Source organism: Pseudoxanthomonas indica, from assembly GCF_900167565.1.
In the GTDB taxonomy this organism is placed as follows: Bacteria; Pseudomonadota; Gammaproteobacteria; order Xanthomonadales; family Xanthomonadaceae; genus Pseudoxanthomonas_A; species Pseudoxanthomonas_A indica.
In genome coordinates this window covers 1,126,906-1,149,326 of sequence record NZ_FUZV01000002.1, presented here as the reverse complement: position 1 = coordinate 1,149,326, position 22,421 = coordinate 1,126,906, and the positions used below count along the sequence as shown (strand labels likewise).

Here is a 22,421-nt window from a genome sequence, read left to right as displayed (position 1 = left end):
GAAAAGGGGGTCAGAGCACCATTCCGCGGTTCAGATCACGACCAGATCGTCGCGGTGGATGATGTTCTCGCCGTAGCTGTAGCCGAGTATGCCTTCGATATCGCGCGAATGCCGGCGCGCCAGCCGGCGCACATCGGCGGCCGAGTACTGGCTGACGCCGCGGGCGATGGTGTTGCCATCGCTGGCTTGCCTGATTTCGATCATGTCGCCACGACGGAAGTCGCCCTCGGCGCTCAGCACGCCGCCGGGCAACAGCGAAGCGCCGCGCTCGCGCACGGCGCCGGCGGCGCCCGCGTCAATCAGGATCGCGCCGGCTTCCAGCGGCACGTTGCGCAGCCAGTACTTGCGCGCCGCCATGCGGTTTTGCGCGGGGCGGAAGCGCGTGCCGTGCAGCTGGCCACGTCCCAGCGCGGCCACGGTATCGGCGCGACTGCCGTTGAAGAGGAAGGTTTCGATCCCGGCCGCTGCGGCTTTCGCGGCGGCTTCCAGCTTGGTGCGCATGCCGCCCGTGCCGACGCCGCTGCCCGCCTCGCCGGCCATCGCGTAGAACTCCGGCGTCAGTGCTTCCACGTCGAGGATCGGCTGGGCATCGGCATGGCGGCGCGGATTGGCCGAGTAGAAACCATCGATATCGGTGGCGATGAACAACGCATCGGCATCGACCAGCGCGGCCACCACGGCCGCCAGATTGTCGTTGTCGCCCAGCTTGAGCTCGTCCACCGAGACGGTGTCGTTCTCGTTGATCACCGGCACTGCGTTCAAATTCAGCAGCGCCTGCAAGGTGGCGCGTGCGTTGAGGTAGCGACGACGGTTGCGCAAGTCATCGTGGGTCAGCAACACCTGCGCCACCGGACGATCGAAGAAGCGTTGCCACAGCGCGATCAGCGGCGCCTGACCCAAGGCGGCCAGCGCTTGTCGTTCGGCCATCGCCACGCCAGCGGCAGGCTGTCGATGCAGGATGCCGCGCCCGGCCGCCACAGCACCGGAAGACACGATCACCACTTCCCTGCCCGCGGCGATCTGCGCGGACACGAACTGCGCCAGATTGAGTGCATGCTTCGGGCTCAGGCCCTCGCCCTCACCGGCCAGCAGGCTGCTGCCGACCTTGAGCACCGCGCGCTTCCACGTGGGCAGGTCCTGCGCGGCGAAGGCAGGCAGGGCGTGGCTCATGTCAGTGCCTGCAAGCGGTCCTGCAGTGCCGACAGGCGCAGATCTGCGGCCGCCCCCGGCGAGGTGCGCGCGGCCAGGCTGGCTTCGGGCGTGCGCCCCTGCCCGGCCGAATCCGCCGCTGCCGCCGCGGCCTTGTAGGCCTCTCGGAACGGCACGCCGGCCAGCGCGGCTTCCACCGCCACGTCGGTCGCATACATGCCCGAGTCAATGCCGGCGCGCAGCCGATCCTCGCGCCATTCCAGATTGCCCAGCAGCGCCGGCAACAGTTCCAGCGCCGGCAGGCCGCGGCCGAACCCGTGGAAGATTGCGCCCTTGCTGGCCTGCAGATCGCGGTGGTAACCGGAAGGCAGCGACAGCAGCTGTTCGATTTCGGTACGCGCCGCGGCCACGCTGGCGTGGGTGGCGCGCATCAATTCGATGACATCGGGATTGCGCTTGTTGGGCATGATCGAACTGCCGGTGGTGTACTGCGCCGGCAGCGCGACGAAGCCGAATTCTGCGCTGGTGAACAGAGACAAATCCCAGGCAATACGACGCAGATCCAGCGTGGCCGCACCCAACGCTTCCAGCGCCGCCATCTCGAACTTGCCGCGCGACAGCTGCGCGTAGATCGGACTGATCTGCAGGCGGGCGAAGCCCAATGCCTGAGTGGTGTGCTCGCGATCCAGCGGCAGGTTGACCCCATAGCCGGCCGCGGTACCGAGCGGGTTGGCGTCGACGAGACGCAGGGTGTCGCGCGCACGCTGGGCATTGTCGATGAACGCCTCGGTCCAGCCGGCCCACCACATGCCGGCTGACGACACCACGGCGCGCTGGATATGCGTATACCCGGGCAGCGGCAAGGCGGCTTCGGCAGTCGCGCGCGCCAAGGTGACCTGGGCAATCTCGATGCTCAGGTCGGCCAGGCGCACGAGCTTGTCCTTCAGCCACAGGCGGGTGGCGACCAGGATCTGATCATTGCGGCTGCGCCCGGTGTGGATGCGGCGACCGGCATCACCCAGACGCTCGGTCAGGCGCGCCTCGATGGCGGAGTGGCCATCCTCGTAGCGCTCGTCCAGCACGAAGGTGCAGGCGCGGAAATCCGCGGCCAGTTGTTTGAGTTCGCGACCAATCCCTTCCAGCTCGTCGGTCGACAGGATGCCGATCCGCTGCAGGCCTTCGGCATGCGCCTGGCTGGCCTGGATGTCATGCAGGAAGAATTCGCGATCCAGCACGACGTCATCGCCGGCCAGGAACGTCTGGATTGCCGCGTCAACGGTGACGCCCGGCTTCTGCCACAACAGGTCGCTCATGCCGCACCGTCCTTTGCATGGAGTTGGTCGAGCGGGATGCTCGTCAGTTCGGCGAAGCCGAACGCGTTGTTCAAGTTCTGCATGGCCTGGGTGGCCGCGCCTTTCAACAGGTTGTCCAGCGTGGCCACCACCACCACCCGCTTGCCGCCGGGGGCCAGGCTGAAGCCGCCGATTTCCACGCCGTGCCTGCCAGCGATGCGACTGACCCAGGGCGCCTCGTCGAGCACGCGAACCAAGGGCTCGTCGGCATAGCGATCGCGGTAGCGGGCACGGATGGCGTCCAGCGGCATCGCCTGCTGCAGGTATAGATTGGCGGTCAGTGTGATGCCGCGGAAATGCTGCGCCACGTGCGGCATGAATTCCACCGGCACGCCCAGATGCCGGCTGACTTCGCGCTCGTGCATGTGGTCGGTCAGCCCGTACGGCATCAGGTTGTCGCGCAGCAACTCGGTGTTGTTCTTGTCCGAAGGCGTAGTGCCGGCACCGGAATAGCCGGACACGCCAAAGCACTGCGGCGGACCCGCCAGCTGGTCCAGCAGCGGCGCGATGGCCAGTTGCATGGCGGTGGCGTAGCAACCGGGATTGCTGATGCGGCGCTGGCCGTTGTATGCATCGCGGGTCAGTTCCGGCAGGCCGTAATACCAGTCGCTGTTGAAGCGGTAGTCGGCCGAGAGATCCACGATCACCGTGTCCGGCTTGCCGGCGTCGATGGCGGCCACCAGCTCGGCAGCCTTGCCATTGGGCAGCGCCAGGATCACCGCATCGGCGCCGCGCGCACCCACGTCTTCATGGCTGAGGCTTTCGTAATGCAGATCGCCGGCGAAGCCTTCGATATGCGCGCTGACCGGCTGCCCGGCCAGTTCCCGCGACGAGACAAACGTCAGCTCAAGCTGCGGGTGGCGGGCAATCAGGCGGATCAGTTCGGCGCCGGTATGACCGCGCGCGCCGACGATGCCGACGGTCTTCTTGTTGTCAGTGGGAGTAGTCACGTCTGCGGCTCATGTTGCGCCAGACGCGCGAGCAGATTGCTGCGCACGGCCGGCCATTCGTTGTCGAGGATGGAGAAGATGACGGTGTCGCGCACCGTGCCATCGGCATGCCGGCGATGGTTGCGCAGCACGCCGTCCTGGTGCGCGCCGAGGCGGGCGATCGCGGTGCGCGAGCGGTGGTTGAACCAGCTGGTTTCCAGCACCACGCTGATGCAGCCCAGGGTGTCGAAGCAATGGCCCAGCAGCAGCAACTTGGCCTCGCTGTTCAAGCCGGTGCGCTGCACGCGCGGCGCGTACCAGGTGTAGCCGATGCTGATGCGCGGCACGCCCGCATCCAGATCGTAGAAACGCGTGCTGCCGACGATCTCGCCGGCGCCGTCGCGGACGACGAAGGCCAGCCACTTGCCCTGCGCCTGCTGTTCCAGCACATCGGCCAGCCAGCGATCGACGTCCGCCACCCGCGGCACATTGGTGTACCAGAGCTCGGCCAGCTCATCGCCGGCCAGCGCCGCGCGCAGCCCTTCGGCATGCTCGGCCAGCAGCGGCTCCAGCCGCACGTGCCGGCCTTGCAAGGTGGGCGCTTGGCGCCAGGCATCGGGCATCAGGCTCATGGGTTCAGTCCACCAGGGTGGGCGTGCGCGTGCGGCAGTGGGCGACGCAGCGTTCGATGTCGGCGAAGTTCTCGATGCCGTACCAGAACACCTTCCATTTCTCCTGCTTGAAGCAGCCGTCGGACTCGGCGTAGTAGAAGATGTTGACCTGGTTGTTGTGGCGCGAACGCCAGAACAGCTGCGGATTCTCTTCGCGCATCACATGCCAGACCGCACGGCCCAGGCCCTCGCCCTGCGCGTCGTCGAGCACGGCGAACTTGTCCAGGTAGGCGAAGCCCTCTTCCTGGGTCAGGATCAGCGCGGTGCGGTAGTTCTCGCTGACGTAGATGCGGTACGGCGTGGTCCGCTGGAAGTAATCCGGCAGCAGCTTGCGGCCGAAGCTGGATTCGATCAGCTCGCGCAGGCGCGCGGTGTCCACGCCCTGCCAGGAGTCGAAGCGCAGCACCCGCTCGCCCTTGCGCACCAGCGTGCCTGAGCCGCGATGGGTGAACAGTTCCTTGGCCAGTTCCGCCGGCTTGGTGATCGACACCGACGAAGTCAGCGGCAGGCGATCCAGCAGATCCTTGATCTGTTCGATCTTCACCCGCATGCCGCCATTGATCCACGGCTGCGCCATCAACTCGTCGTACTCGGTGGACAGGTTGATCGAGTCGATCACCCTGCCCTCGGCATCGAGCAGGCCGCCGGTGCCGGTGAGGAAGATGATCTTGTACGGCTGCAACACCTGCACCAGCTCATTGGCGGCGAAGTCGGCGTTGATGTTGAGGATCTGCCCGCCCAGGGTTTCGCCCATGCTGGCGATGACCGGAATGGAGCCGGCCTTCAGGCTGGCCTCGATCGGCGCCAGGTTGATGCGGGTGACATCGCCGACCAGACCGTAGGTGGCCTGATCCTTGAACGAGGCTTCGAACACGCCCGAGACAATCGAGGTCGCGCGCGCACCGGACTGCTGCAAGGCCTCGACCAGCGCCAGGTTCTGCTGCAGGAACACCTTGCGCACGATCGCCAGCACTTCCGGCGTGGTCACGCGCAGGCCGTTGATGGTTTCCTTGGCGATGCCGGCGGCATTCATTTGCTCGTCCAGCTGCGGGCCGGCGCCGTGTACCACGATCGGGGTCAGCCCGACTTCCTGCAGGAAGGTCAGCGAAGAGGTCAGCGCTTCCAGGTCATCGCGCAGCACCGCGCCACCGACCTTGACCACGGCGAAGCGCTTGGCGTCCAGCTGCGAGAAGCGCTTGACGTACTGCGAGATCTCCTTGGCGCTGGCCATGCTGGACAGCAGGCGGATGATGGTCTGGCGGGTTTGCGTGTTGGATTCCATTGGTGCTCTAAGAAACGATTGTGGTGGGGCTGGTGTGATGGGGCTGGTGTTTCTTCTTGTAGGAGGTCAATCGGTGCTGTTGAAAATCCGGACCACCGTATCCGCATAACTTTGCAATTGTTCCAGCGACACCCACTCATCAGCGGTATGCGCCTGGGCGATATCGCCCGGGCCGTAGACGAAGGCGGTCAGACCGGCTTGCGAGAACAACGACGCCTCGGTCCAGAAATCCACCGCGTTCCCAATCGGCAGACCCAGCTCATCGGCCAGATCCCGCGCAGCCAGCCGGCGCTCCTCGGCACGCGCCACGTCGCCCGAGGGCAAGGACGGACCGCGGAAGGTTTCTTCGTATTCGGCCAGTGCATCCGGGTTGGCGAACTCGCGGAACTGCGCGTGCAAGGCATCCGGATCCTGCGAAGGCAGCGGGCGGAAGCCAAACCGCACTTCCGCACTCGGCGCAATCATGTTGGCTTTGATGCCACCCTCGACCCGACCGATGTTGAAACGCAGACCGGTCAGTCCGCCAAAGCGCAGGTGATGCTGGGCCTGCACGTAATCCAGCGCGTTCGTGCCCCAGCGCATCGCATTGTGCAGCGCGCTCAAGGACAGCGCGTTCTCGGCCGAGGCATGCCCTGCCTGCCCTTTGAAGGCCATCCGCACTGCGCTGATGCCGCGATGCGCCAGCACCGCCTGACCCTGGGTGGGCTCGGCGATGATCGCTTCGTGGAATCCATGATCACGGGCCAGGAAGGCGGCGATGCAGCGTGGGTCGTTGGCCTCTTCATCCGTGCTGAAGAGGAACGCCGCATCGCCTTGTGTCACCTGTGCCGCCGCCACCAGCGCCGCCGCCGCACCCTTGATGTCGCAGGCGCCCAGGCCAATCGCGCGATCCGCGGTCACCCGCAGCACATGCGGATCCGCCGTCCATGCCGGCGACGAGGGCACCGTATCCAGATGCACGTTGAACACCCGCTTGGGCGCACCACGCACCGCGAAGAACGACACCGCGCCCGCGCCGTGATCGGTCACCTCGATACGGAAGTCCGGCAGCTGCGCGCGCAGGTAGTCGAAGATGCCGCCGGTACCGATCTCCCGCGGTGGATTGCGGGTATCGAACGACACCAGGGCTTCGAGATGGCGCAGGGTGCTGGCAAGCAAGTCGCTCATGTGGCGGTCCCGATCAGCGTGGTCTGGAGAAGGATCATCCGCGGTTGATTTCCGCCCACAGGGTCGAACTCATGCCGAACAGCTTGATGAAGCCTTCGGCCTCTTCCACGCCCCAGTCCGCCGACTGCGCATAGGTGGCGCCCTTGGCGTTGAGCAGGTGCGGCGACTTGACCGCGACCGCGTCCACCCGCGCACCGCTGGTCTGCAGCAGCACTTCGCCATTGACGGTGGCCTGCGACGAGGCGAGGTAGGCTTCCAGATCGGTCTTGATCGGGTCGTGGTAGAAGCCTTCGTACACCACTTCCACCCACTTGCGCGCCACGTCCGGCTTGAAGCGATTCTGCTGCTTGGTCAGCACGGCTTCCTCCAACGCGCGATGCGCGGCCAGCAGGGCGATCAGGCCCGGTGCTTCATAGACGATGCGGCCTTTCAGGCCGATCGTGGTGTCACCGGTGTACATGCCGCGACCCACGCCATACGGCGCAAACAAGGCGTTCAATTTGGCCAGCAGCTTGGCGCCGTCGAGCGCTTCGCCATCGACGCTCACCGCCTCGCCATTCTTGAAGCCGATGCTCACCCGCAGGGCCTGCTCGGGCCACTCGCTGCGCGGCGCGCACCAGCCACGCGCGCCCTCACCGGGCGCTTCCCATTTGTCGATCTCGCCGCCGGACAGGGTCACGCCCAGCAGGTTCTCGTTGATGGTGTAGCTCTTCTGCTTGGCGCGCACGTCGAAGCCGCGCTCTTCCAGGTAGGCCTGCTCGTAGGCGCGGGTCTGGGTGTGTTCCTTCTGGATTTCGCGGATCGGCGCGACGATCTGGTAGTCACCCGAGGCCTTCACCGCCAGATCGAAGCGGACCTGGTCATTGCCCATGCCGGTACAGCCGTGGGCGATGGCGTTGGTGCCCAGCTCGGCGGCGCGCTTGAGCGCGGCGTCGACAATCAGATAGCGATCCGACACCAGCAACGGATACTGGCCCTGATAGCCCTCGCCCGCCCACACGAACGGCTTGACGAAGCCATTCCAGATGGCAGGACCGCCATCGACGGTGACATGGCTGGCCGCGCCCAGCTCGGCGGCGCGCTGTTCGATGTAGGCGCGCTCCTCGGCATCCACGCCGCCGGTGTCGGCAAACACGGTATGCACGGCCCAGCCGCGCTCCTGCAGATAGGGAATGCAGAAGCTGGTATCCAGTCCGCCGGAAAAGGCGAGGACGATGTCTTTGGTCTGGCTCATGGAAGTTCTCGGTAAGGTGTGAGGTGCTTTGAAATTGGCTCCCTCCCCCGCGTGCGGGGGAGGGTGGTTATCTGCTCCCTCCCCCGCTTGCGGGGGAGGGTTGGGGTGTTGGCGCGCCGGGAAGGGAGCGGCCCCGAGCTATTTGATCAACGCCGCCATGATCGCCTTCTGCACATGCAGGCGGTTCTCGGCTTCGTCGATCGCGATGCATTGCGGCGAATCCATCACCGCATCGGTGGCCTTGACGTTGCGCCGCAACGGCAGGCAATGACTGAATACGCCGTTGTTGGTCAGCGCCATCTTGGCTTCGTCGACAATGAAGTGCTTGTACTGATCGCGGATCGGCTTTTCCGGCTCCCAGTTGCCGAAGAACGGCAATGCGCCCCAGCTCTTGGCGTAGACCACGTCGGCGCCGCGGTAGGCGCTTTCGATGTCGTGACTGACCTGCAGCGAGCCGCCGCTCTCGGCGACGTTCTGCTCGGCCCAGCCCATGTAGCGCTCATCCAGCACGTAGTCCGGGGTGGGACACAGCAGGGTCACGTCCATGCCCAGGCGGGTGGCGATGGTCAGCGCCGAATTGGCCACGGCGGTGTTGAGCGGCTTGGGGTGGTAGGTCCAGGTCAGCACGTACTTCTTGCCGCGCAGATCCTGGGTGCCGAAGTGCTCCTGCAAGGCCAGCGCATGCGCCAGCTCCTGGCAGGGATGGGTGATGGTCTCCATGTTGATCACCGGCACCGGCGAATACTTGGCGAAGCTCTTCAGCACGATGTCCTGGCGGTCGTACTGCCAGTCGACGAACTTCGGGAACGCGCGCACGCCAATCAGGTCCACATAGCGACCCAGCACCCGCGCCACTTCGGCGATGTGCTCCTCGGTGTCGCCGTCCATCACCGTGCCCAGGTTGAATTCGATCGGCCACGCATCCTTGCCCGGCTGCAGCACCACCGCATGCCCGCCCAACTGGAACGCGCCCAGCTCGAAGCTCGTCCGCGTGCGCATGGACGGGTTGAAGAACACCAGCGCAATCGACTTGCCCTTCAGCGCATCACCCAGCTTGTGCTGCTTGTACAGCGCTGCCTGGGTCAACAAGGCGTCCAGCTCGGCGCGGCTCCAGTCCTGCGTATTCAAGAAGTGCTTCATTGAAAGTCCTGTTCGGAACTCGATGTGGGGAGGGGGGAAAATCTCGGAAAAGAAAAATTCAAGTAAGAGAAACGAAAAAACCCAGCACTTGGCTGGGTTTCCGGTAAGACAGGCGAAGACGTCCGGGGTACCCAGCTAGGTGCAGGATTCCGGTCGGCGAGCACGCGACGTCATGCCCGAGGCCTGGCGGGCCGCGCTGTCAGCATGGGCGTGTGCGTTCATCTTCATGGTTCGCAATCCTCGCATGTGCTGCGGCGCAGCGCAAGACAAGCCAGGAGGCTTTGCCGCCTGCCGCCTCAGGGCGTCTCGGCGGTGGTCTCGGCCGGCATGGCGCCGGGCACGTAGGGCATCACCGAAATGCGGATGCGCAGGCGATTGCCCGGGTCTTCGGCCAGGCGCGAGCGGTACTTGGTGCCCTTGTAGACGTAGTCCACGTCGTAGGCGATGGGGCGACGGAACTCGCGCTCCACCGGCACCACCCGGCAGTTGATCAACGCCGGCTCGGCGGATCCGGACGGCTTGTTGCTCGCCTTGGCCTCGTCGTCGTCGCTGGTAAACACCCCCTTGACCGAGTCCAGGAAGCGCGCCCAGCGGCTTTGCTCCTTGGTGGGATGCACGGTGGTGGTGGGCAGGGTCGGCAGTTCGTCGCAGACTTCTTCGGTGCGATTGGCGCGCAGGGTCTGGTAAACCGGCTCCACGTTGAGCACCTGGGCGTAGTCCAAACGCACGTTCTCCATCTGGACCACGCGCTCTTGCGCTGGCGCGGAGAGCGCTAACAGCAGCAAAAACAGAGGAATCAGCCGAACAGCAAGTCGAGGCATGCGCTCAAAGTGTGAGTTTTGTGCGGCTAGTTTAGGGGATGCGCCTTGCGAGGGGCTGAACCATTCGGTGCGGTACCGTGCCGGCGGCTGGCCGCTGCGCCCCCCGATGACCTGCCCTCGGGTCTGTACCGTCCCCGGCCCTCAGCGCCGGACCACCGGTACAGGCTAGAATTCCTGAGCTTCCCCACGCCTTTGCCTGATGAGCCTGCGCCTGCACAACAACCTGACGCGGCGGGTCGAACCGTTCGCGCCGCTCGATCCCACCTGCCCCACGCTCTATCTGTGCGGGCCGACCGTCTACAACTACGTCCACATCGGCAACGCCCGCGGGCCGGTGGTCTTCGACGTGCTGGCCGCGCTGCTGCGCCGGCGCTACGGCCAGCTGCGCTATGCACGCAACATCACCGACGTGGACGACAAGATCAATGCCGCCGCCCTGGAACAAGGGGTGCCGATCAGCGTCATCACCGAAAAGTTCGCCGCGGCCTACCGCGACGAAATGGCCCGTCTGGGCGTGGTCCCTCAGGACCTGCAGCCCGAGGCCACCGCGCATATCCCGCAGATGATCGCGATGATCGAGCAGTTGATCGCAAGCGGACATGCCTATGCGGCCGAAGGCCACGTGCTGTTCTCGGTGGCCTCGTATCCGGACTACGGCAAGCTGTCGCGCCGTGACCCGGACGAAATGCTGGCCGGTGCGCGGGTGGAGGTGGCGCCGTACAAGCGCGATGCCGGCGACTTCGTGCTGTGGAAACCCTCCAGCGACGACCTGCCGGGTTGGGAATCGCCCTGGGGCCGTGGCCGTCCGGGTTGGCATATCGAATGCTCGGCGATGGCCGCCGCCCACCTGGGCGAGACCATCGACATCCACGCCGGCGGCGTGGACCTGCAGTTCCCGCACCACGAAAACGAGATCGCGCAGAGCGAGTGCGCGCATGGCGGCAAGGTGTTCGCGCGTTTCTGGCTGCACAACGGCATGCTCAATTTCGCCGGCACCAAGATGAGCAAGTCGCTAGGCAATATCGAGCGCGTGCATGATCTGCTCGACCAGCATCCGCCCGAAGCCCTGCGCCTGGCCCTGCTGTCGGCGCACTACCGCCAGCCACTGGACTGGTCCGATGGCTTGATCGAGCAGTCGGTACGCACGCTGGATCGCCTGTACGGCACGCTGCGCGATCTGGTCGACGTGCCGGCCGCAGCCGCGATTCCGGCGGTGGTGGAAGCGGCACTGGACGACGATCTGAACACCCCGCTGGCGCTGTCCGAGGTCGCGCGCATCGCCGCCGAGGCACGCAAGGCCGACAGCACCGCCGACAAGCAGCGGCTCAAGAGCGAACTGCTCGGGGCCGGCCTGGCGTTGGGCCTGCTGCAGCAGTCACCGGGCGAATGGTTCGCCCGCGGCGCCTCCGGCGATGACGATGCGCGCATCCAGGCATTGATTGATGAGCGCGCCGAAGCCAAGAAATCGCGCGACTTCGCCCGCTCCGACGCCATCCGCGATCAGCTGGCCAGCGAAGGCATACTCTTGGAAGACACGCCGCAAGGTGTACGGTGGAAGCGTGCGTGAGGTGGTGAAGCCGTGAGCGAATCGATTTTTCCGCTGGAGCCCACGCCTGTTGAAGCGCAGCAGGCGATCAAGGACGAGTTCGCGTTTTTCGGCGACTGGGCCGAGCGTTACCAGTACCTGATCGATCTGGGGCGCAAGCTGCCGGCTTTTCCGGAGGAGTGGAAGAGCGAAGAGCATCGCCTGCTCGGCTGCCAGTCGCTGGTGTGGATCGTGCCGCAGGGCAATGCGCAGCGCCTGGACTTCCATGCCGTCAGCGACTCGGCGATCGTTTCGGGTCTGATCTTCCTTGCGTTGCGCGTGTACTCGGGTCGTTCGGCGCAGGAGATCCTGGCCACGCAGGCCGACTACATCGCCGACATCGGCCTGGCCAAGCATCTCTCGCCCACGCGCAGCAACGGCCTGGCCGCGCTGCTGGCGTTTATCCGCGAGACCGCCGCGAACGCCCAGTGAGCACCTCCGCAACGGAATCGGCCTGGACCCTGCTGCGCAACCGTGGTTTTGCCATGGTGCTCGGTTACCGCATCCTGGCCCTGCTCTCCTACCAGGTGGTGGCCGTTTCGGTCGGCTGGCACATCTACCAGCTGACCGGCAATACGTTCTCGCTGGGCCTGGTCGGCCTGGCGGAGGTGCTGCCGTTCTTCTGCGTGGCGCCGTTCGCCGGCTACCTGGTGGATCACCTGCCACGGCGACGCCTGGGCATGGCCGCGTGCACGGCACTGGCATTGACCGCACTGGTGCTGGTCGGCGCGGCCCGACACTGGTGGCCGGGCACGCCGCTGTGGCCCATCTATGCGGCCATCGCCTTGACCGGCATGGCGCGCAGCTTCCTGAGCCCGATCTACAACGCCCTGTTCGCGCGCGTGCTGCCGCGCGAACAGTTCGTGCGCGGCGCCAGCCTGGGCAGCGTGATCTTCCAGACGGCGCTGGTCTGCGGTCCGGCGTTGGGTGGCGTGCTGGTCGGCGTCGGCGGCGAAGCCCTGGCTTATGGCGTGGCCATGGTGCTGGCGCTGGGCGCGGGCGCGGTGCTGTTCAAGCTGCGTGTCGACGAACCCGGCCCGCCCAAGGAGTCGCTGCCTATCTTCGCGAGCATCGCCCAGGGCGGGCGCTTCGTCTGGAACCATCCGATCATGCTGGGCGCCATGGCGCTGGACATGTTCTCGGTGCTGCTGGGCGGCGTGGTGGCCATGCTGCCGGCCTTCATCCAGGACATCCTGCAACACGGTCCCGAAGGCCTGGGCATCCTGCGCTCGGCGCCCGCGCTGGGCGCGGTGGGCGTCGGCCTGTGGCTGGCGCGGCATCCGCTGCACAAGAATGCCGGCCGGATCCTGTTGTGGGCGGTGGCCGGCTTCGGCCTGTGCGTGATCGCCTTCGGTCTGTCGCGCAGCTTCTGGCTGTCGGCGGCGATCCTGGTGGCCTACGGCATCTGCGATGGCGTGTCGATGATCGTGCGATCGACCATCCTGCAGCTGGCCACCCCCGATGACATGCGCGGGCGGGTGTCCTCGATCAACGGCATCTTCATCAGTTCGTCCAACGAGCTGGGCGCGTTCTATGCCGGAACCATGGCGCGGCTGCTGGGCCTGGTGCCGGCGGTGCTGCTGGGGGGCGCGGCCATTCTGATGGTGGTGGGGGTGACGGCCAAGCGCGCGCCGGCATTGCGGCGGTTGGATTTGAAGGATCTGCATTAGGGCAGGCTTGCGGGCGTACCCTCATCCGGCGCTGCGCGCCCCCTTCTCCCGGGGGGAGAAGGGAAAAAAAAAGCCCCGCATCGAGCGGGGCTTTTTCTTTCGGGCGGATTTGGTCAGCCCGGCTGCATGGCAGCGGGCTCAGTCGCCCTGCTGCTTCTGCAGGTGTTCCCAGCGTTCCTGCGCGTCAATCGTGCGCTCGGCGGTCAGGCGCGCTTCCAGGCGATCCAGGCCGATTTCCTCACCGGTGTCCACGCAGTAGCCGTAGTCGCCGGCGTCCAGCCGCTTGAGCGTGCTGTCGATCTTGCCGATCAGCTTGCGGTAGCGATCACGGGTACGCAGTTCCAGCGAGTTTTCGGTTTCGCGGGTGGCGCGTTCGGCTTCGTCGCCGATGTCGCGCACTTCGTCCTTGAGGTTTTCGATGGTCTGCTTGGACTCTTCCACCAGATCACCCCGCCATTGCAGCAGGCGCTGGCGGAAGTACTCCAGTTGCAGCGGGCTCATGTATTCCTCGTCCGAGGCCGGCTTGTAACCGGACGGGAGGAGCGGGCGACCGGTGGCTTCGTCAGTCTTGTAAGGCACTACCTTGAACTTCTCGCGGACCACCGGAGCCTGCGGCTTGGCGGCCACAGCCACGGCGACCTTGCCGGTGGAGCGGGGAGTGATGGCGGGCTTGCTGACCACGGGAGCCGGAGCGGTTTCTTTGGATTTTGTATTGGATTTCGAGACGGGCACTGAATTCTTTGCGGGGGATGGAGCCTTGGCTGGCGCAGCCGGAGCTGCGGCAGCCGGCCGTGGGGACACGGGCGGAGCAGCAGGCGCCGGAGCGGTGGCCTTCGGAGCAGATTTGGCCGGCGCCGGCTTGGCAGCCGGTGTCGGTACGGACTTGGTCTTGGCCGCAGGAGCCGGCGCGGGCTTCTTGGCCGCGACGGGTTTGGCCGCCGCCTTGGCGACGGGCTTGGCCGCGGGCTTGGCTACCGGCGCCGACCTCTTCGGCGCTGGCTTGACCGGCTTGGCGGGTTTGGCCGCAGCCTTCTTCGCCACCGGCTTGGCAGGCGCCTTCTTGGCGACCACCTTCTTGGCAGCGGGCTTGGGTGCGGGTTTGGGAGACGCCTTCTTTGCCGCCGGCTTGGCAGCCGGTTTCTTGGCGGCAACAGCCTTCTTCACGACAGGCTTCTTGGCGACGGGCTTGGCGGTTTTCTTGGCGGCCTTGGCGGCCTTCTTCGCAGGTTTCTTAGCAGCCACGAACAGCGCATCCTCGTTCTTCCCGAGCAGCGGGAAAGCGCGACTTTATAGCTCACCCAGCCGGCAGCGGCAAGCCGAAGGGTTATCATGCCGGTCATGGTCGGCCAGGCAATCATCGCGCTGCTGCGGTTTTACAAACGTTTCATCAGCCCTCTGCTGGGTCCACGCTGCCGCTTCGCGCCCACCTGCTCGGAGTACGCGATGGAGGCCGTGGCCCGCTTCGGGCCGCTCAAGGGCTGCTGGCTGGCCGCGCGCCGCGTCGGCCGCTGCCATCCGCTGCATCCCGGCGGTCACGACCCGGTTCCCCCCACATGATCCACCGGCCCGATCCGGTAGGCTGATCGCCCTCGCCGGTCCCCTGCACACCCGTCCGTCCCGACTCCCAGGAAAGCGCTGATGCCCTCCACCCTTATCGTCAATGCCCGCATGGTCAACGAAGGTCGCGAATTCGAAGGCGACCTGCGCATCGAGAACGGCCGCATCGCGCGGATAGGCAGCGGCCTGTCGGCCGGCCTCGATGACAAGGTCGTCGACGCCGCCGGGCGCTGGCTGCTGCCCGGCATGATCGACGACCAGGTGCACTTCCGCGAGCCGGGCATGCCGCACAAGGGCGACATCGCGACCGAATCCGCCGCGGCCGTGGCCGGTGGCCTGACCACCTTCATGGACATGCCCAACACCAGCCCGCCGACCCTGGACGCGGCCGCGCTGGAAGACAAGTACCAGCGTGCGGCCGGTCGCGCCTGGGGCAACTATGGCTTCTACATGGGCGCCAGCAACGACAATCTGGAAGCCATCCGCTCGCTGGATCCGAAGACCGCGCCGGGCATCAAGGTGTTCATGGGCGCGTCCACCGGCAACATGCTGGTCGACAACCCGGACACGCTGGACGCGATCTTCCGCGAGGCGCCCACGCCGATCATCACTCACTGCGAAGACACCCCGACCATCGACGCCAACATGGCCGCCTTTCAGGCCCGGTACGGCGACAAGCTGGATGCCTCGTTCCATCCGGACATCCGCAGCCGCGAAGCCTGCATCAAGTCGACCCGGCTGGCGCTCTCACTCGCTCGCAAGCACGACACCCGCCTGCATGTGCTGCACATCTCCACCGCCGATGAGCTGGCGCTGTTCACCCCCGGCCCGTTGATCGATGCGCAGGGCAAGCGTAAGCGCATCACCGCCGAGACCTGCATCCATTTCCTGCGCTTCGATCGCAGCGACTACGCGCGGCTGGGCAACCTGATCAAGTGCAATCCTTCGATCAAGGAAGCCAGCGATCGCGAGGCGCTGATCAAGGCGCTGGCCGACGACGTGATCGACGTGCTGGCCACCGACCACGCGCCGCATACGCTGGAAGAGAAGGAAAAGCCCTACGTGCAGGCGCCGTCCGGCCTGCCGCTGGTGCAGTACGCGCTGCTGGCCGCGCTGGAGCTGGTGCACGAAGGCAAGAGCGACATCGCCCGCATCGTGCAGAAGTTCGCGCACGCGCCGGCACAGCTGTTCGACGTCAAGGAACGCGGCTACCTGCGCGAAGGCTACTGGGCCGACCTGGTGCTGATCGACGACGCCGAACTGACCGTGCGCCGCGAAGACGTGCTGTCCAAGTGCGCGTGGTCGCCGTTCGAAGGCTATACGTTCCGCTCGCGCATCGGCGCGACCTGGGTCAATGGCCGGCTGGTCTGGAACGGCGAACACCTGGTCGGCACGCCGGCAGGGCAACGGATGGAACTGAATCGTTGAGGTCGTGGCGCGTCGTCAATAAGCGTGCGGCCGCGGTTTCGCGCCGGCCTGCGCTGCCCTTGCTCGCTGCGCTGGTCATGTCGGTTTCCCTGCCGGCGTCGCCGCAAACGGTGTCTACCACCGCCCCCGCTGTGGCAACGCCGGCTTCGCCTGCCAGCGATGAGCGCGTGATTTTCCCCGCTGCGATTTCGCAAGGGGGGCTGGTGTTCGGCAAGGTGCCCGCCGGCAGCCAGGTCCGTTATGGCCAGCGCACGCTGCGCGTCAGCGGCTACGGCACCGTGGTGTTTGGCGTCGGCCGCGATGAAACAGGCCCTTTGCAGGTGGACGTGGTCACGCCGACTGGACGCAGCGAAACCGCCACCCTGACCGTCACCCCGCGCGACTGGCCAGCGGAACGGGTCAACGGCGTGCCGCCGAAGACGGTCAATCCACCGCCGGAGATTGCCGCGCGCATCGAGCGCGAACAGGCGCAGGTCACCGCGGCCCGCCTGCGCGACGAGGATCGCACCGACTTCGCGCAGACCTTCATCTGGCCGGTGCAGGGCCGCATCAGCGGGCGCTTCGGCAATGCGCGCGTCTACAACGGGCAACCGGGCAGTGGTCACTCAGGCATGGATATCGCGGCGCCCAATGGCACGCCGGTAGTGGCGCCAGCCGCTGGTGTGGTGACATTCGCCGGACCCGATCTATACCTCACCGGCGGCACGCTGCTGCTGGATCACGGCTACGGCGTGAGCTCCAATTTCCTGCATCTGTCGCGCATCGACGTGAAGGTCGGCGACCGGGTGCAGCAAGGACAGGTGATCGGTGCGGTCGGCGCGACTGGCCGCGCGACTGGGCCGCACCTGCATTGGGGAATGAACTGGTTCGATGTGCGGATCGATCCGCTGCTGGTGCTGGAGCGCAAAAGGTAGGAGGGGCTTAAGCCCCGAAGCCGGTGGACCCGCAGAAAGCGAAGGCGATGACTCGCCGGCGTGCATCCCGCTTGGGACCTAATGCGTAGGCGACTCAAGTGCTGCTTGGTTCGGGGCTGAAGCCCCTCCTACAGGTAGCCGTGCCGCTTCCCACTCAGGCGTTGGTACCGCTGACCCGCGCCACCGCGTCATGCGGATGCAGGCTTTCGAAGTGGGCGACGGTCGCTTCGAAGCGGGCCACGCGCGGATCCTGCGAGAGCGCTCCGGCGACACGACGGGCCGCGTCTTCGCAGAACATCAGGTTCTCCGCATTGAGGCGGGCGAAGGCCTGCTCGTCCACACGTTTGACCGCAGTCTGCACCGGCGTGCCGAGCGCGGCTTCGATGCCGTCGATCAGCGCCACCAACGGCAGCTCATCGAACTGCGGACGCAGCTCCACCCGCACGCTGGCGCGGCTGCGCTGCGCATGCGGTGTCGCGGCGAGGCCGCGCTCGGATGCCAGCCAATCGCGGACCACGCCCACCGACAGCGGATGCGCGGCGGCGAAGTCGCCGGCGAAACGCTCGGCATTGGCCTGGCGCGACAGCGCTGCCGACGCCGGGCAAGTGCTGGAATATTCCACCGCCACGCTCAGGGCCAGGTGCAGGTGACCTTCCACCAGGGTGGCTTCAATTTCCACCGGATAGCGCTTCCAGCCCGAGTAGTCGCTTTCCAGCGCCTTGCGACGCAACAGCGCCTCATAGCGCAGGACGATGCGCGCCTGGTCTGCCAGACCCTGTTGTGATGCGACGCCTTCCTGCAGCAGATGGCGCAGCCCGGCCGGGGTGATCACCTCACGCGCCAGGCCATCCTGCAGGTGCAGGTAGAGCCGCGACATGTGGATGCCGCGCGCATCGGGATTGGTCAGGTTGACGAAGACATCGATGTTGGCCGGCACCTGCAACTGACCGCCTTCGCCATCGGCGATGCGAATCGGCAAGGCGATGCCTTCCATGCCCACCCAGTCCAGCGCACGCGCCAACGGCACGCTCTGGTGGGCGACGTCGGGCAGGTCGGCGCGGGGCGCCGCGGGAGGAACAGTGGCCATGATCAACAGGGGGAGGAAAACGTGGCGCGCATTGTACCCCCTGCCCCGCGCCCCTTGGCAGAACAGTGAGTTACAGCCGATTCGAGCGGCTATGGGCGCAATTGGCAATGCCAATGCAGAAGTCCCCGCCAGCCCTGGGTAGGAGGGCCTTCAGGCCCGAAACCGGCGAGCCCGGACGACGTAAGCACCAACGCTATCCGCCAATCACCTGCCGCCACGAACCGATCAGCAGGCGCAGCCGCGAAGGCAATGCCACTTCCTTCCCGCCAGCCTGCACGAACCGCTGCAAGCGAGCACGCGAGTAGCTCGCCCACAACCGACGTTCTGGCGCAGCCAGGCGAAACGCCGGCCACGCACGCAGCAAGGTCGTGGCCCAGCCAAGCTGGCGCGCCCCCGTCTCCGTGCCGGACTGATCCTGCGGCGGCGCCGCCACGTGCGCCTCGATCATCCGCTGCGCCAGGGCCTGCACGACGAACAGCTGCGGCGAAGGTTGTCCGCCCAGCACCACGCTTTCCACGCGCGCCATCGCCTCGCCCCAGGGCAGCAACTGGGCGAAGGCGTCGGCGCTGCTGGCGGCCGGCTCGCGCGCCTGGATCAGCAAGGGCAACCCGTTGGCCAGGCCCGTCCAGTCAGCACGCACGGGCTCCAGCACCCGCCCCAGCGGATGCCGCGAACGTTGCTGGGCCCAGCCGTGCAATTCCTCGCCCCACCAGGCCAGCTTGGCATCGGCCGGCAGGGTCTCGCCGGCAATGTTCATGGCATCTTCGAACTCCTGCTGCAGGGCGAACCAGGCCACGGCAAGGGCGCGGCGTTCCGGCGCAACAAAGGTTTCACCCACGCTCCATTCCGGCCAGCGCGTCCGCCACTTGTCCAGGAAGCTGTCGAGGGCGCTGCTGTCGGCCACGGTCTAGATCGCCGTGGCGGGCCAGGCTTCGGCCTGGCACAGGGCGTCCGCGCTGTCGAGCATGACCTCGGCCTGCCAGCTGGCGGGATTGTCATCGTGCAAACGGTAGCCCCACAGCGCGGCCACCGAGGGCATGCCGGCCGCACGGGCGGCGACGATGTCGCGCTCGTCATCGCCGACATACACGCAGGCGCCGGGATCGAAACCGATCCGCTCGGCGGCCACCAGCAAGGGCAAGGGATGCGGCTTCTTCTCGGCCAGGGTGTCGCCGCCGATCAGCACCGCGCAGCGCTCCTGCCACCCCAGCTGCGGCAGGATCTCGCGCGCCAGGTACTCGGGCTTGTTGGTGACGATGCCCCAGACCGCACCGTCGGCTTCCAGCGCCGCCAGCATCTGGTCCACGCCGTCGAACAACTGGCTATGCCGGCCCAGTTCCTGCAGATACAAGTCGAGGAACTCCGGCACCAGCGCTTCGCGATCAGCCGGCGCCCATTCGGGAAAGGCCACCGACAGCATCGCCCGCGAGCCCTTGGACACTTGTGGGCGAAGTTGCTCCAGGCTGATCGGCGCCAGTTCGCGCGCGGCGCGCATGCGATTGACGCAGGCGACAAAGTCAGGCGCGCTGTCGAGCAGCGTGCCATCCAGATCGAACAACACCGCGCGCGGGAAGCGCGCCGAGGCGGCAGCGCTCACGCCTTCACCGCACAGGCCAGGTAGTTGACGTCGGTGCGCGAACTCAAGCGCGCGCGTTCGCGCCAGGGCTCGTACGCCAGGCCGCTGACATCCTCCAACTGCAAACCGGCGGCGCGCAGCCAGGCGGCCAGTTCAGCCGGCTTGATGAAATCCTGGTAGTGATGGGTGCCGGTGGGCAGCAGGCGGGCGATGTACTCGGCGCCGACAATCGCCAGCGCAAACGCGGCCGGCGTGCGGTTCAAGGTGGACAGGAACAGGCGGCCGCCCGGCTTGAGCAGCTGCGCGCAGGCGGCAATGATTGCCGCTGGATCCGGCACATGCTCGAGCATTTCCATGCAGGTCACGGCGTCGAACTGGCCGGGCATTTCTTCGGCCAGTGATTCCACCGGACGTAGTTGGTAGTCGACCTGCACGCCCGATTCCAAGCGGTGCAGGCGCGCCACCTTGATCAGCTCCGGCGCCAGGTCGATGGCCGTCACCTGCGCGCCAGCACGCGCCAGTGCCTCACTCAACAGGCCACCACCGCAGCCCACGTCCAGTACGCGCGCGCCAGTGAGGGAGACGCGCTGGCGCACGTACTCCAGCCGCACCGGATTGAGCGCATGCAGCGCCTTCTGCGGTCCCTGCTCGTCCCACCAGCGATTGGCCAGGGCGCCGAACTTGTCCAGTTCGGCCTGGCTGAAATTCTCGGATGCCGCGGTAGATTCGTTCATGCGCTCATTCTCCGCGCTGGCCGGGCCAGCGCAAGCAATACGGTTCGCTACAGCAAGGTCAGCCGTGCAGCGTGCGGATGCGTTCGCGCCATTGGCGCGCGTTGGCGATCAACGCGGCGGTGTCGATATCCACCAGCACGCGCTGTTGCATGCGTGCCTTGCCGGCAATCCAGACATCGCTGACCTGGTGGCGGCCGGTGGCGTAGATCAGCTGCGAGACCACGTGATGCAGCGGCTGGGTTTCCAGCGCGCCCAGATCCACGCAGATCAGGTCGGCCTGCTTGCCGGCTTCGATGGAACCAATCAGATCGCCAAAACCCAGCGCGCGCGCGCCGCCCAGCGTGGCCGCGTGCAGCGCGCTGGCCGCGTCGAGCGCGGTGGCGTCGTTGGCCACCGCCTTGGCCAGCTGCGCGGCGGTGCGGGTTTCGCTGAACATGTCCAGGTCGTTGTTGCTGGCGCAGCCGTCGGTGCCGATCGCCAGGTTGACCCCGGCGCGCTGCAAGGCGCAGGCCGGGCAGAAGCCGGAGGCCAGCTTGAGGTTGGATTCCGGACAATGCACCACCGACACGCCACGCTCGGCGCACAGATGAATCTCGGCCTCGGTGAGCTGGGTCATGTGCACGGCGATCAGCCGATCGTTGACCAGGCCCAGACGATCCAACCGCGCCAGCGGCCGCTGACCGTGCTGCTGCAGTGAATCGGCGATTTCCTGCGCGGTCTCGTGGGTGTGCAGGTGCACCGGCACGTCGAGTTGATCCGAGAGCATGCGTACGCGCTCGAAATTGGCGTCATTGACCGTGTACGGCGCGTGCGGCGCAAAGGTGGTTCCAATCAGCGCGTCGCCACGCCATTGGTCATGCACTTCACCGGCGCGATCAAAGTATTCGTCCGAAGTCTTGGCCCAGGCGGTGGGGAAATCGATCACCGGCAGGCCCACCCGCGCGCGGAAACCATGGCGCTTGTAGACCGCGGCCTGCACGTCGGGGAAAAAGTAGTTTTCGTTGGCGCAGGTGGTGCCACCACGAATCATCTCGGCAATCGCCAGCGCCATGCCGTCGGCGACAAACTCCGGCCCGATCACCGCCGCCTCCACTGGCCAGATATGGTTCTGCAGCCATTCCATCAGCGGCAGGTCATCGGCCACGCCACGCAGCAGGGTCATCGGGTTGTGTGTGTGCGCGTTGACCATGCCCGGCAGCAACGCCGCCTCGGGCCGCGAAATGGTCTGTGCGGCGGCGTAGCGCTGGCGAGCTTCGGCGATGGGCAGAATCGCCACGATCTCGCTGCCACGCACGGCCACGGCGTGATCTTCCAGCACCACCGCGTGCGGGACCACCGGAATGACGAAGCCGGCTTCAATCAGCAGGTCGCAAGTTTCGGGAAGAACGTCGTGGCTCATTCGGTTTCCTTGAAAACAGCAACGGCCCGGTGAATCCGGGCCGTATGCCGGCATCCCCGGTAGGAGCGGCGCAAGCCGCACATGGCGCTTCGGCAAGCGCATCCACGCCGGGACGCGCCTTCACCAATTACTTGACGCGGCTGACGTACTCGCCCGAGCGGGTGTCGACCTTGACGATTTCGTCCTGGTTGACGAACAGCGGCACGCGCACCACCGCGCCGGTTTCCAGCGTGGCCGGCTTGCCGCCGCCGCCGGAGGTGTCGCCGCGCACGCCCGGGTCGGTCTCGACGATCTTGAGCTCGACGAAGTTCGGCGGGGTCACCTGGATCGGCGTGCCGTTGTAGAGGGTGACCACGCAGTCTTCCTCACCCTTCAGCCACTTCTCGGCGCCGGCCATGCCGGCCTTGTCGGCCTGCACCTGCTCGAAGGTTTCCTGCTGCATGAAGTGCCAGTACTCGCCATCCGAATACAGGTACTGCATGTCGGTATCCACCACGTCGGCGGCCTCGACCGAGTCGGTGCTCTTCATGGTGATTTCCTGCACGCGACCGGTGCGGATCTGGCGGTACTTCACGCGGGTGAAGGCCTGGCCCTTGCCCGGCTTGACGTATTCGGTATCGCTGATGATGGACGGCTCGTTGTTCACCAGGATCTTCATCCCGTTCTTGACGTCGTTCATGCCGTAACTGGCCATGGGGCACTCCTTGGGGTAAGGCAGGCCCGCCG

Annotated in this window: 22 protein-coding genes; 6 read left to right on the top strand and 16 right to left on the bottom strand. The window is 66.3% G+C overall.

The features are described 5' to 3' along the window. Positions 1–30 precede the first annotated feature (30 nt). From proB to B5X78_RS15890, 9 genes are all read right to left on the bottom strand, one after another. Complete coding sequence (gene proB / locus B5X78_RS15930) at positions 31–1,170, bottom strand: glutamate 5-kinase (RefSeq protein ID WP_079725593.1); 1,140 nt, start codon at positions 1,168–1,170, stop codon at positions 31–33. Further along, positions 1,167–2,462 carry an argininosuccinate lyase gene (locus tag B5X78_RS15925; RefSeq protein WP_079725591.1) on the bottom strand — a complete coding sequence of 432 codons (1,296 nt, stop codon included), beginning with the start codon at positions 2,460–2,462 and terminating at the stop codon, positions 1,167–1,169. Before B5X78_RS15925 ends, proB begins: the two co-directional genes overlap by 4 nt. Then, positions 2,459–3,451, bottom strand: coding sequence for an N-acetyl-gamma-glutamyl-phosphate reductase (gene argC, locus B5X78_RS15920; RefSeq protein ID WP_079725590.1), 993 nt, complete (start codon positions 3,449–3,451; stop codon positions 2,459–2,461). Before argC ends, B5X78_RS15925 begins: the two co-directional genes overlap by 4 nt. Continuing rightward, complete coding sequence (locus B5X78_RS15915) at positions 3,448–4,062, bottom strand: GNAT family N-acetyltransferase (protein WP_079725589.1); 615 nt, start codon at positions 4,060–4,062, stop codon at positions 3,448–3,450. Before B5X78_RS15915 ends, argC begins: the two co-directional genes overlap by 4 nt. A 4-nt stretch (positions 4,063–4,066) precedes the next feature. Further along, entirely contained in the window at positions 4,067–5,383 is a 1,317-nt protein-coding gene (locus B5X78_RS15910; RefSeq protein WP_079725587.1) for an acetylglutamate kinase, read from the bottom strand. 66 nt (positions 5,384–5,449) lie between these two features. Further along, positions 5,450–6,550 (bottom strand): acetylornithine deacetylase, encoded by a 1,101-nt coding sequence (locus B5X78_RS15905; protein WP_079725585.1) that lies wholly within the window; start codon positions 6,548–6,550, stop codon positions 5,450–5,452. Positions 6,551–6,584: 34 nt separating this feature from the next. Continuing rightward, complete coding sequence (locus B5X78_RS15900) at positions 6,585–7,784, bottom strand: argininosuccinate synthase (protein ID WP_079725583.1); 1,200 nt, start codon at positions 7,782–7,784, stop codon at positions 6,585–6,587. A 138-nt stretch (positions 7,785–7,922) separates the two neighbouring features. Beyond that, positions 7,923–8,924, bottom strand: coding sequence for an N-acetylornithine carbamoyltransferase (locus B5X78_RS15895; RefSeq protein ID WP_079725581.1), 1,002 nt, complete (start codon positions 8,922–8,924; stop codon positions 7,923–7,925). A gap of 296 nt (positions 8,925–9,220) precedes the next feature. Beyond that, positions 9,221–9,745, bottom strand: a complete 525-nt coding sequence (locus B5X78_RS15890) for a hypothetical protein (RefSeq protein ID WP_079725579.1) — start codon at positions 9,743–9,745, stop codon at positions 9,221–9,223. Positions 9,746–9,944: 199 nt separating this feature from the next. On the opposite strand from B5X78_RS15890, the gene cysS reads away from it, so the two are divergent. From cysS to B5X78_RS15875, 3 genes are read left to right on the top strand one after another with little or no spacing between them, the layout of a single operon-like run. Further along, a complete protein-coding gene (gene cysS, locus B5X78_RS15885; RefSeq protein WP_079725577.1) occupies positions 9,945–11,312 on the top strand; it encodes a cysteine--tRNA ligase in 1,368 nt (455 codons plus the stop codon). A gap of 12 nt (positions 11,313–11,324) precedes the next feature. Further along, positions 11,325–11,762: a SufE family protein gene (locus B5X78_RS15880; protein WP_079725575.1), complete on the top strand. Its 438-nt coding sequence runs from the start codon at positions 11,325–11,327 to the stop codon at positions 11,760–11,762. Beyond that, on the top strand, positions 11,759–13,000 hold the full coding sequence (locus B5X78_RS15875; RefSeq protein WP_079725573.1) for an MFS transporter: 1,242 nt from the start codon (positions 11,759–11,761) through the stop codon (positions 12,998–13,000). The genes B5X78_RS15880 and B5X78_RS15875 overlap by 4 nt, the downstream gene beginning before the upstream one ends. A 138-nt stretch (positions 13,001–13,138) precedes the next feature. On the opposite strand, the gene dksA is transcribed toward B5X78_RS15875, so the two are convergent. After that, the gene (gene dksA, locus B5X78_RS15870; protein ID WP_079725571.1) at positions 13,139–14,242 is read right to left on the bottom strand and encodes an RNA polymerase-binding protein DksA; all 1,104 of its coding nucleotides are present in this window, start codon (positions 14,240–14,242) and stop codon (positions 13,139–13,141) included. A 96-nt stretch (positions 14,243–14,338) separates the two neighbouring features. Here dksA and yidD point away from each other — a divergent pair, with 96 nt between their 5' ends. The 3 genes from yidD (at position 14,339) to B5X78_RS15855 (ending at position 16,899) form a co-directional block, all read left to right on the top strand. Then, positions 14,339–14,557 (top strand): membrane protein insertion efficiency factor YidD, encoded by a 219-nt coding sequence (gene yidD, locus B5X78_RS15865; RefSeq protein WP_079725570.1) that lies wholly within the window; start codon positions 14,339–14,341, stop codon positions 14,555–14,557. Between the two features lie 81 nt (positions 14,558–14,638). Further along, positions 14,639–15,985, top strand: coding sequence for a dihydroorotase (locus tag B5X78_RS15860; RefSeq protein ID WP_079725568.1), 1,347 nt, complete (start codon positions 14,639–14,641; stop codon positions 15,983–15,985). A gap of 77 nt (positions 15,986–16,062) precedes the next feature. Beyond that, on the top strand, positions 16,063–16,899 hold the full coding sequence (locus B5X78_RS15855) for a M23 family metallopeptidase (RefSeq protein ID WP_079726233.1): 837 nt from the start codon (positions 16,063–16,065) through the stop codon (positions 16,897–16,899). Between the two features lie 154 nt (positions 16,900–17,053). Here B5X78_RS15855 and folE2 read toward each other — a convergent pair whose 3' ends face one another. The 6 genes from folE2 to efp form a co-directional block, all read right to left on the bottom strand. Further along, complete coding sequence (gene folE2 / locus B5X78_RS15850; protein WP_079726232.1) at positions 17,054–17,986, bottom strand: GTP cyclohydrolase FolE2; 933 nt, start codon at positions 17,984–17,986, stop codon at positions 17,054–17,056. 193 nt (positions 17,987–18,179) lie between these two features. Continuing rightward, positions 18,180–18,890, bottom strand: a complete 711-nt coding sequence (locus B5X78_RS15845; RefSeq protein WP_079725567.1) for an isoprenoid biosynthesis enzyme family protein — start codon at positions 18,888–18,890, stop codon at positions 18,180–18,182. A 3-nt stretch (positions 18,891–18,893) separates the two neighbouring features. Beyond that, positions 18,894–19,583, bottom strand: coding sequence for a phosphoglycolate phosphatase (locus tag B5X78_RS15840; RefSeq protein ID WP_079725565.1), 690 nt, complete (start codon positions 19,581–19,583; stop codon positions 18,894–18,896). Next, a complete protein-coding gene (gene ubiG / locus B5X78_RS15835) occupies positions 19,580–20,296 on the bottom strand; it encodes a bifunctional 2-polyprenyl-6-hydroxyphenol methylase/3-demethylubiquinol 3-O-methyltransferase UbiG (protein WP_079725564.1) in 717 nt (238 codons plus the stop codon). Before ubiG ends, B5X78_RS15840 begins: the two co-directional genes overlap by 4 nt. 58 nt (positions 20,297–20,354) lie before the next feature. Further along, complete coding sequence (locus B5X78_RS15830) at positions 20,355–21,695, bottom strand: TRZ/ATZ family hydrolase (RefSeq protein ID WP_079725562.1); 1,341 nt, start codon at positions 21,693–21,695, stop codon at positions 20,355–20,357. Between the two features lie 127 nt (positions 21,696–21,822). Further along, the gene (gene efp / locus B5X78_RS15825) at positions 21,823–22,389 is read right to left on the bottom strand and encodes an elongation factor P (protein WP_079725560.1); all 567 of its coding nucleotides are present in this window, start codon (positions 22,387–22,389) and stop codon (positions 21,823–21,825) included. Between the last annotated feature and the right edge of the window lie 32 nt (positions 22,390–22,421).

What these genes read in the sequence shown, in the direction of transcription:
- B5X78_RS15890 (WP_079725579.1), bottom strand. Translation starts at nt 9,745, where the DNA reads ATGCCTCGACTTGCTGTTCGGCTGATTCCTCTGTTTTTGCTGCTGTTA.
- B5X78_RS15910 (WP_079725587.1), bottom strand. Translation starts at nt 5,383, where the DNA reads ATGGAATCCAACACGCAAACCCGCCAGACCATCATCCGCCTGCTGTCC.
- folE2 (WP_079726232.1), bottom strand. Translation starts at nt 17,986, where the DNA reads ATGGCCACTGTTCCTCCCGCGGCGCCCCGCGCCGACCTGCCCGACGTC.
- ubiG (WP_079725564.1), bottom strand. Translation starts at nt 20,296, where the DNA reads ATGAACGAATCTACCGCGGCATCCGAGAATTTCAGCCAGGCCGAACTG.
- B5X78_RS15900 (WP_079725583.1), bottom strand. Translation starts at nt 7,784, where the DNA reads ATGAGCCAGACCAAAGACATCGTCCTCGCCTTTTCCGGCGGACTGGAT.
- B5X78_RS15830 (WP_079725562.1), bottom strand. Translation starts at nt 21,695, where the DNA reads ATGAGCCACGACGTTCTTCCCGAAACTTGCGACCTGCTGATTGAAGCC.
- efp (WP_079725560.1), bottom strand. Translation starts at nt 22,389, where the DNA reads ATGGCCAGTTACGGCATGAACGACGTCAAGAACGGGATGAAGATCCTG.
- B5X78_RS15895 (WP_079725581.1), bottom strand. Translation starts at nt 8,924, where the DNA reads ATGAAGCACTTCTTGAATACGCAGGACTGGAGCCGCGCCGAGCTGGAC.
- B5X78_RS15915 (WP_079725589.1), bottom strand. Translation starts at nt 4,062, where the DNA reads ATGAGCCTGATGCCCGATGCCTGGCGCCAAGCGCCCACCTTGCAAGGC.
- B5X78_RS15855 (WP_079726233.1), top strand. Translation starts at nt 16,063, where the DNA reads ATGTCGGTTTCCCTGCCGGCGTCGCCGCAAACGGTGTCTACCACCGCC.
- B5X78_RS15860 (WP_079725568.1), top strand. Translation starts at nt 14,639, where the DNA reads ATGCCCTCCACCCTTATCGTCAATGCCCGCATGGTCAACGAAGGTCGC.
- yidD (WP_079725570.1), top strand. Translation starts at nt 14,339, where the DNA reads ATGGTCGGCCAGGCAATCATCGCGCTGCTGCGGTTTTACAAACGTTTC.
- B5X78_RS15905 (WP_079725585.1), bottom strand. Translation starts at nt 6,550, where the DNA reads ATGAGCGACTTGCTTGCCAGCACCCTGCGCCATCTCGAAGCCCTGGTG.
- cysS (WP_079725577.1), top strand. Translation starts at nt 9,945, where the DNA reads ATGAGCCTGCGCCTGCACAACAACCTGACGCGGCGGGTCGAACCGTTC.
- proB (WP_079725593.1), bottom strand. Translation starts at nt 1,170, where the DNA reads ATGAGCCACGCCCTGCCTGCCTTCGCCGCGCAGGACCTGCCCACGTGG.
- B5X78_RS15925 (WP_079725591.1), bottom strand. Translation starts at nt 2,462, where the DNA reads ATGAGCGACCTGTTGTGGCAGAAGCCGGGCGTCACCGTTGACGCGGCA.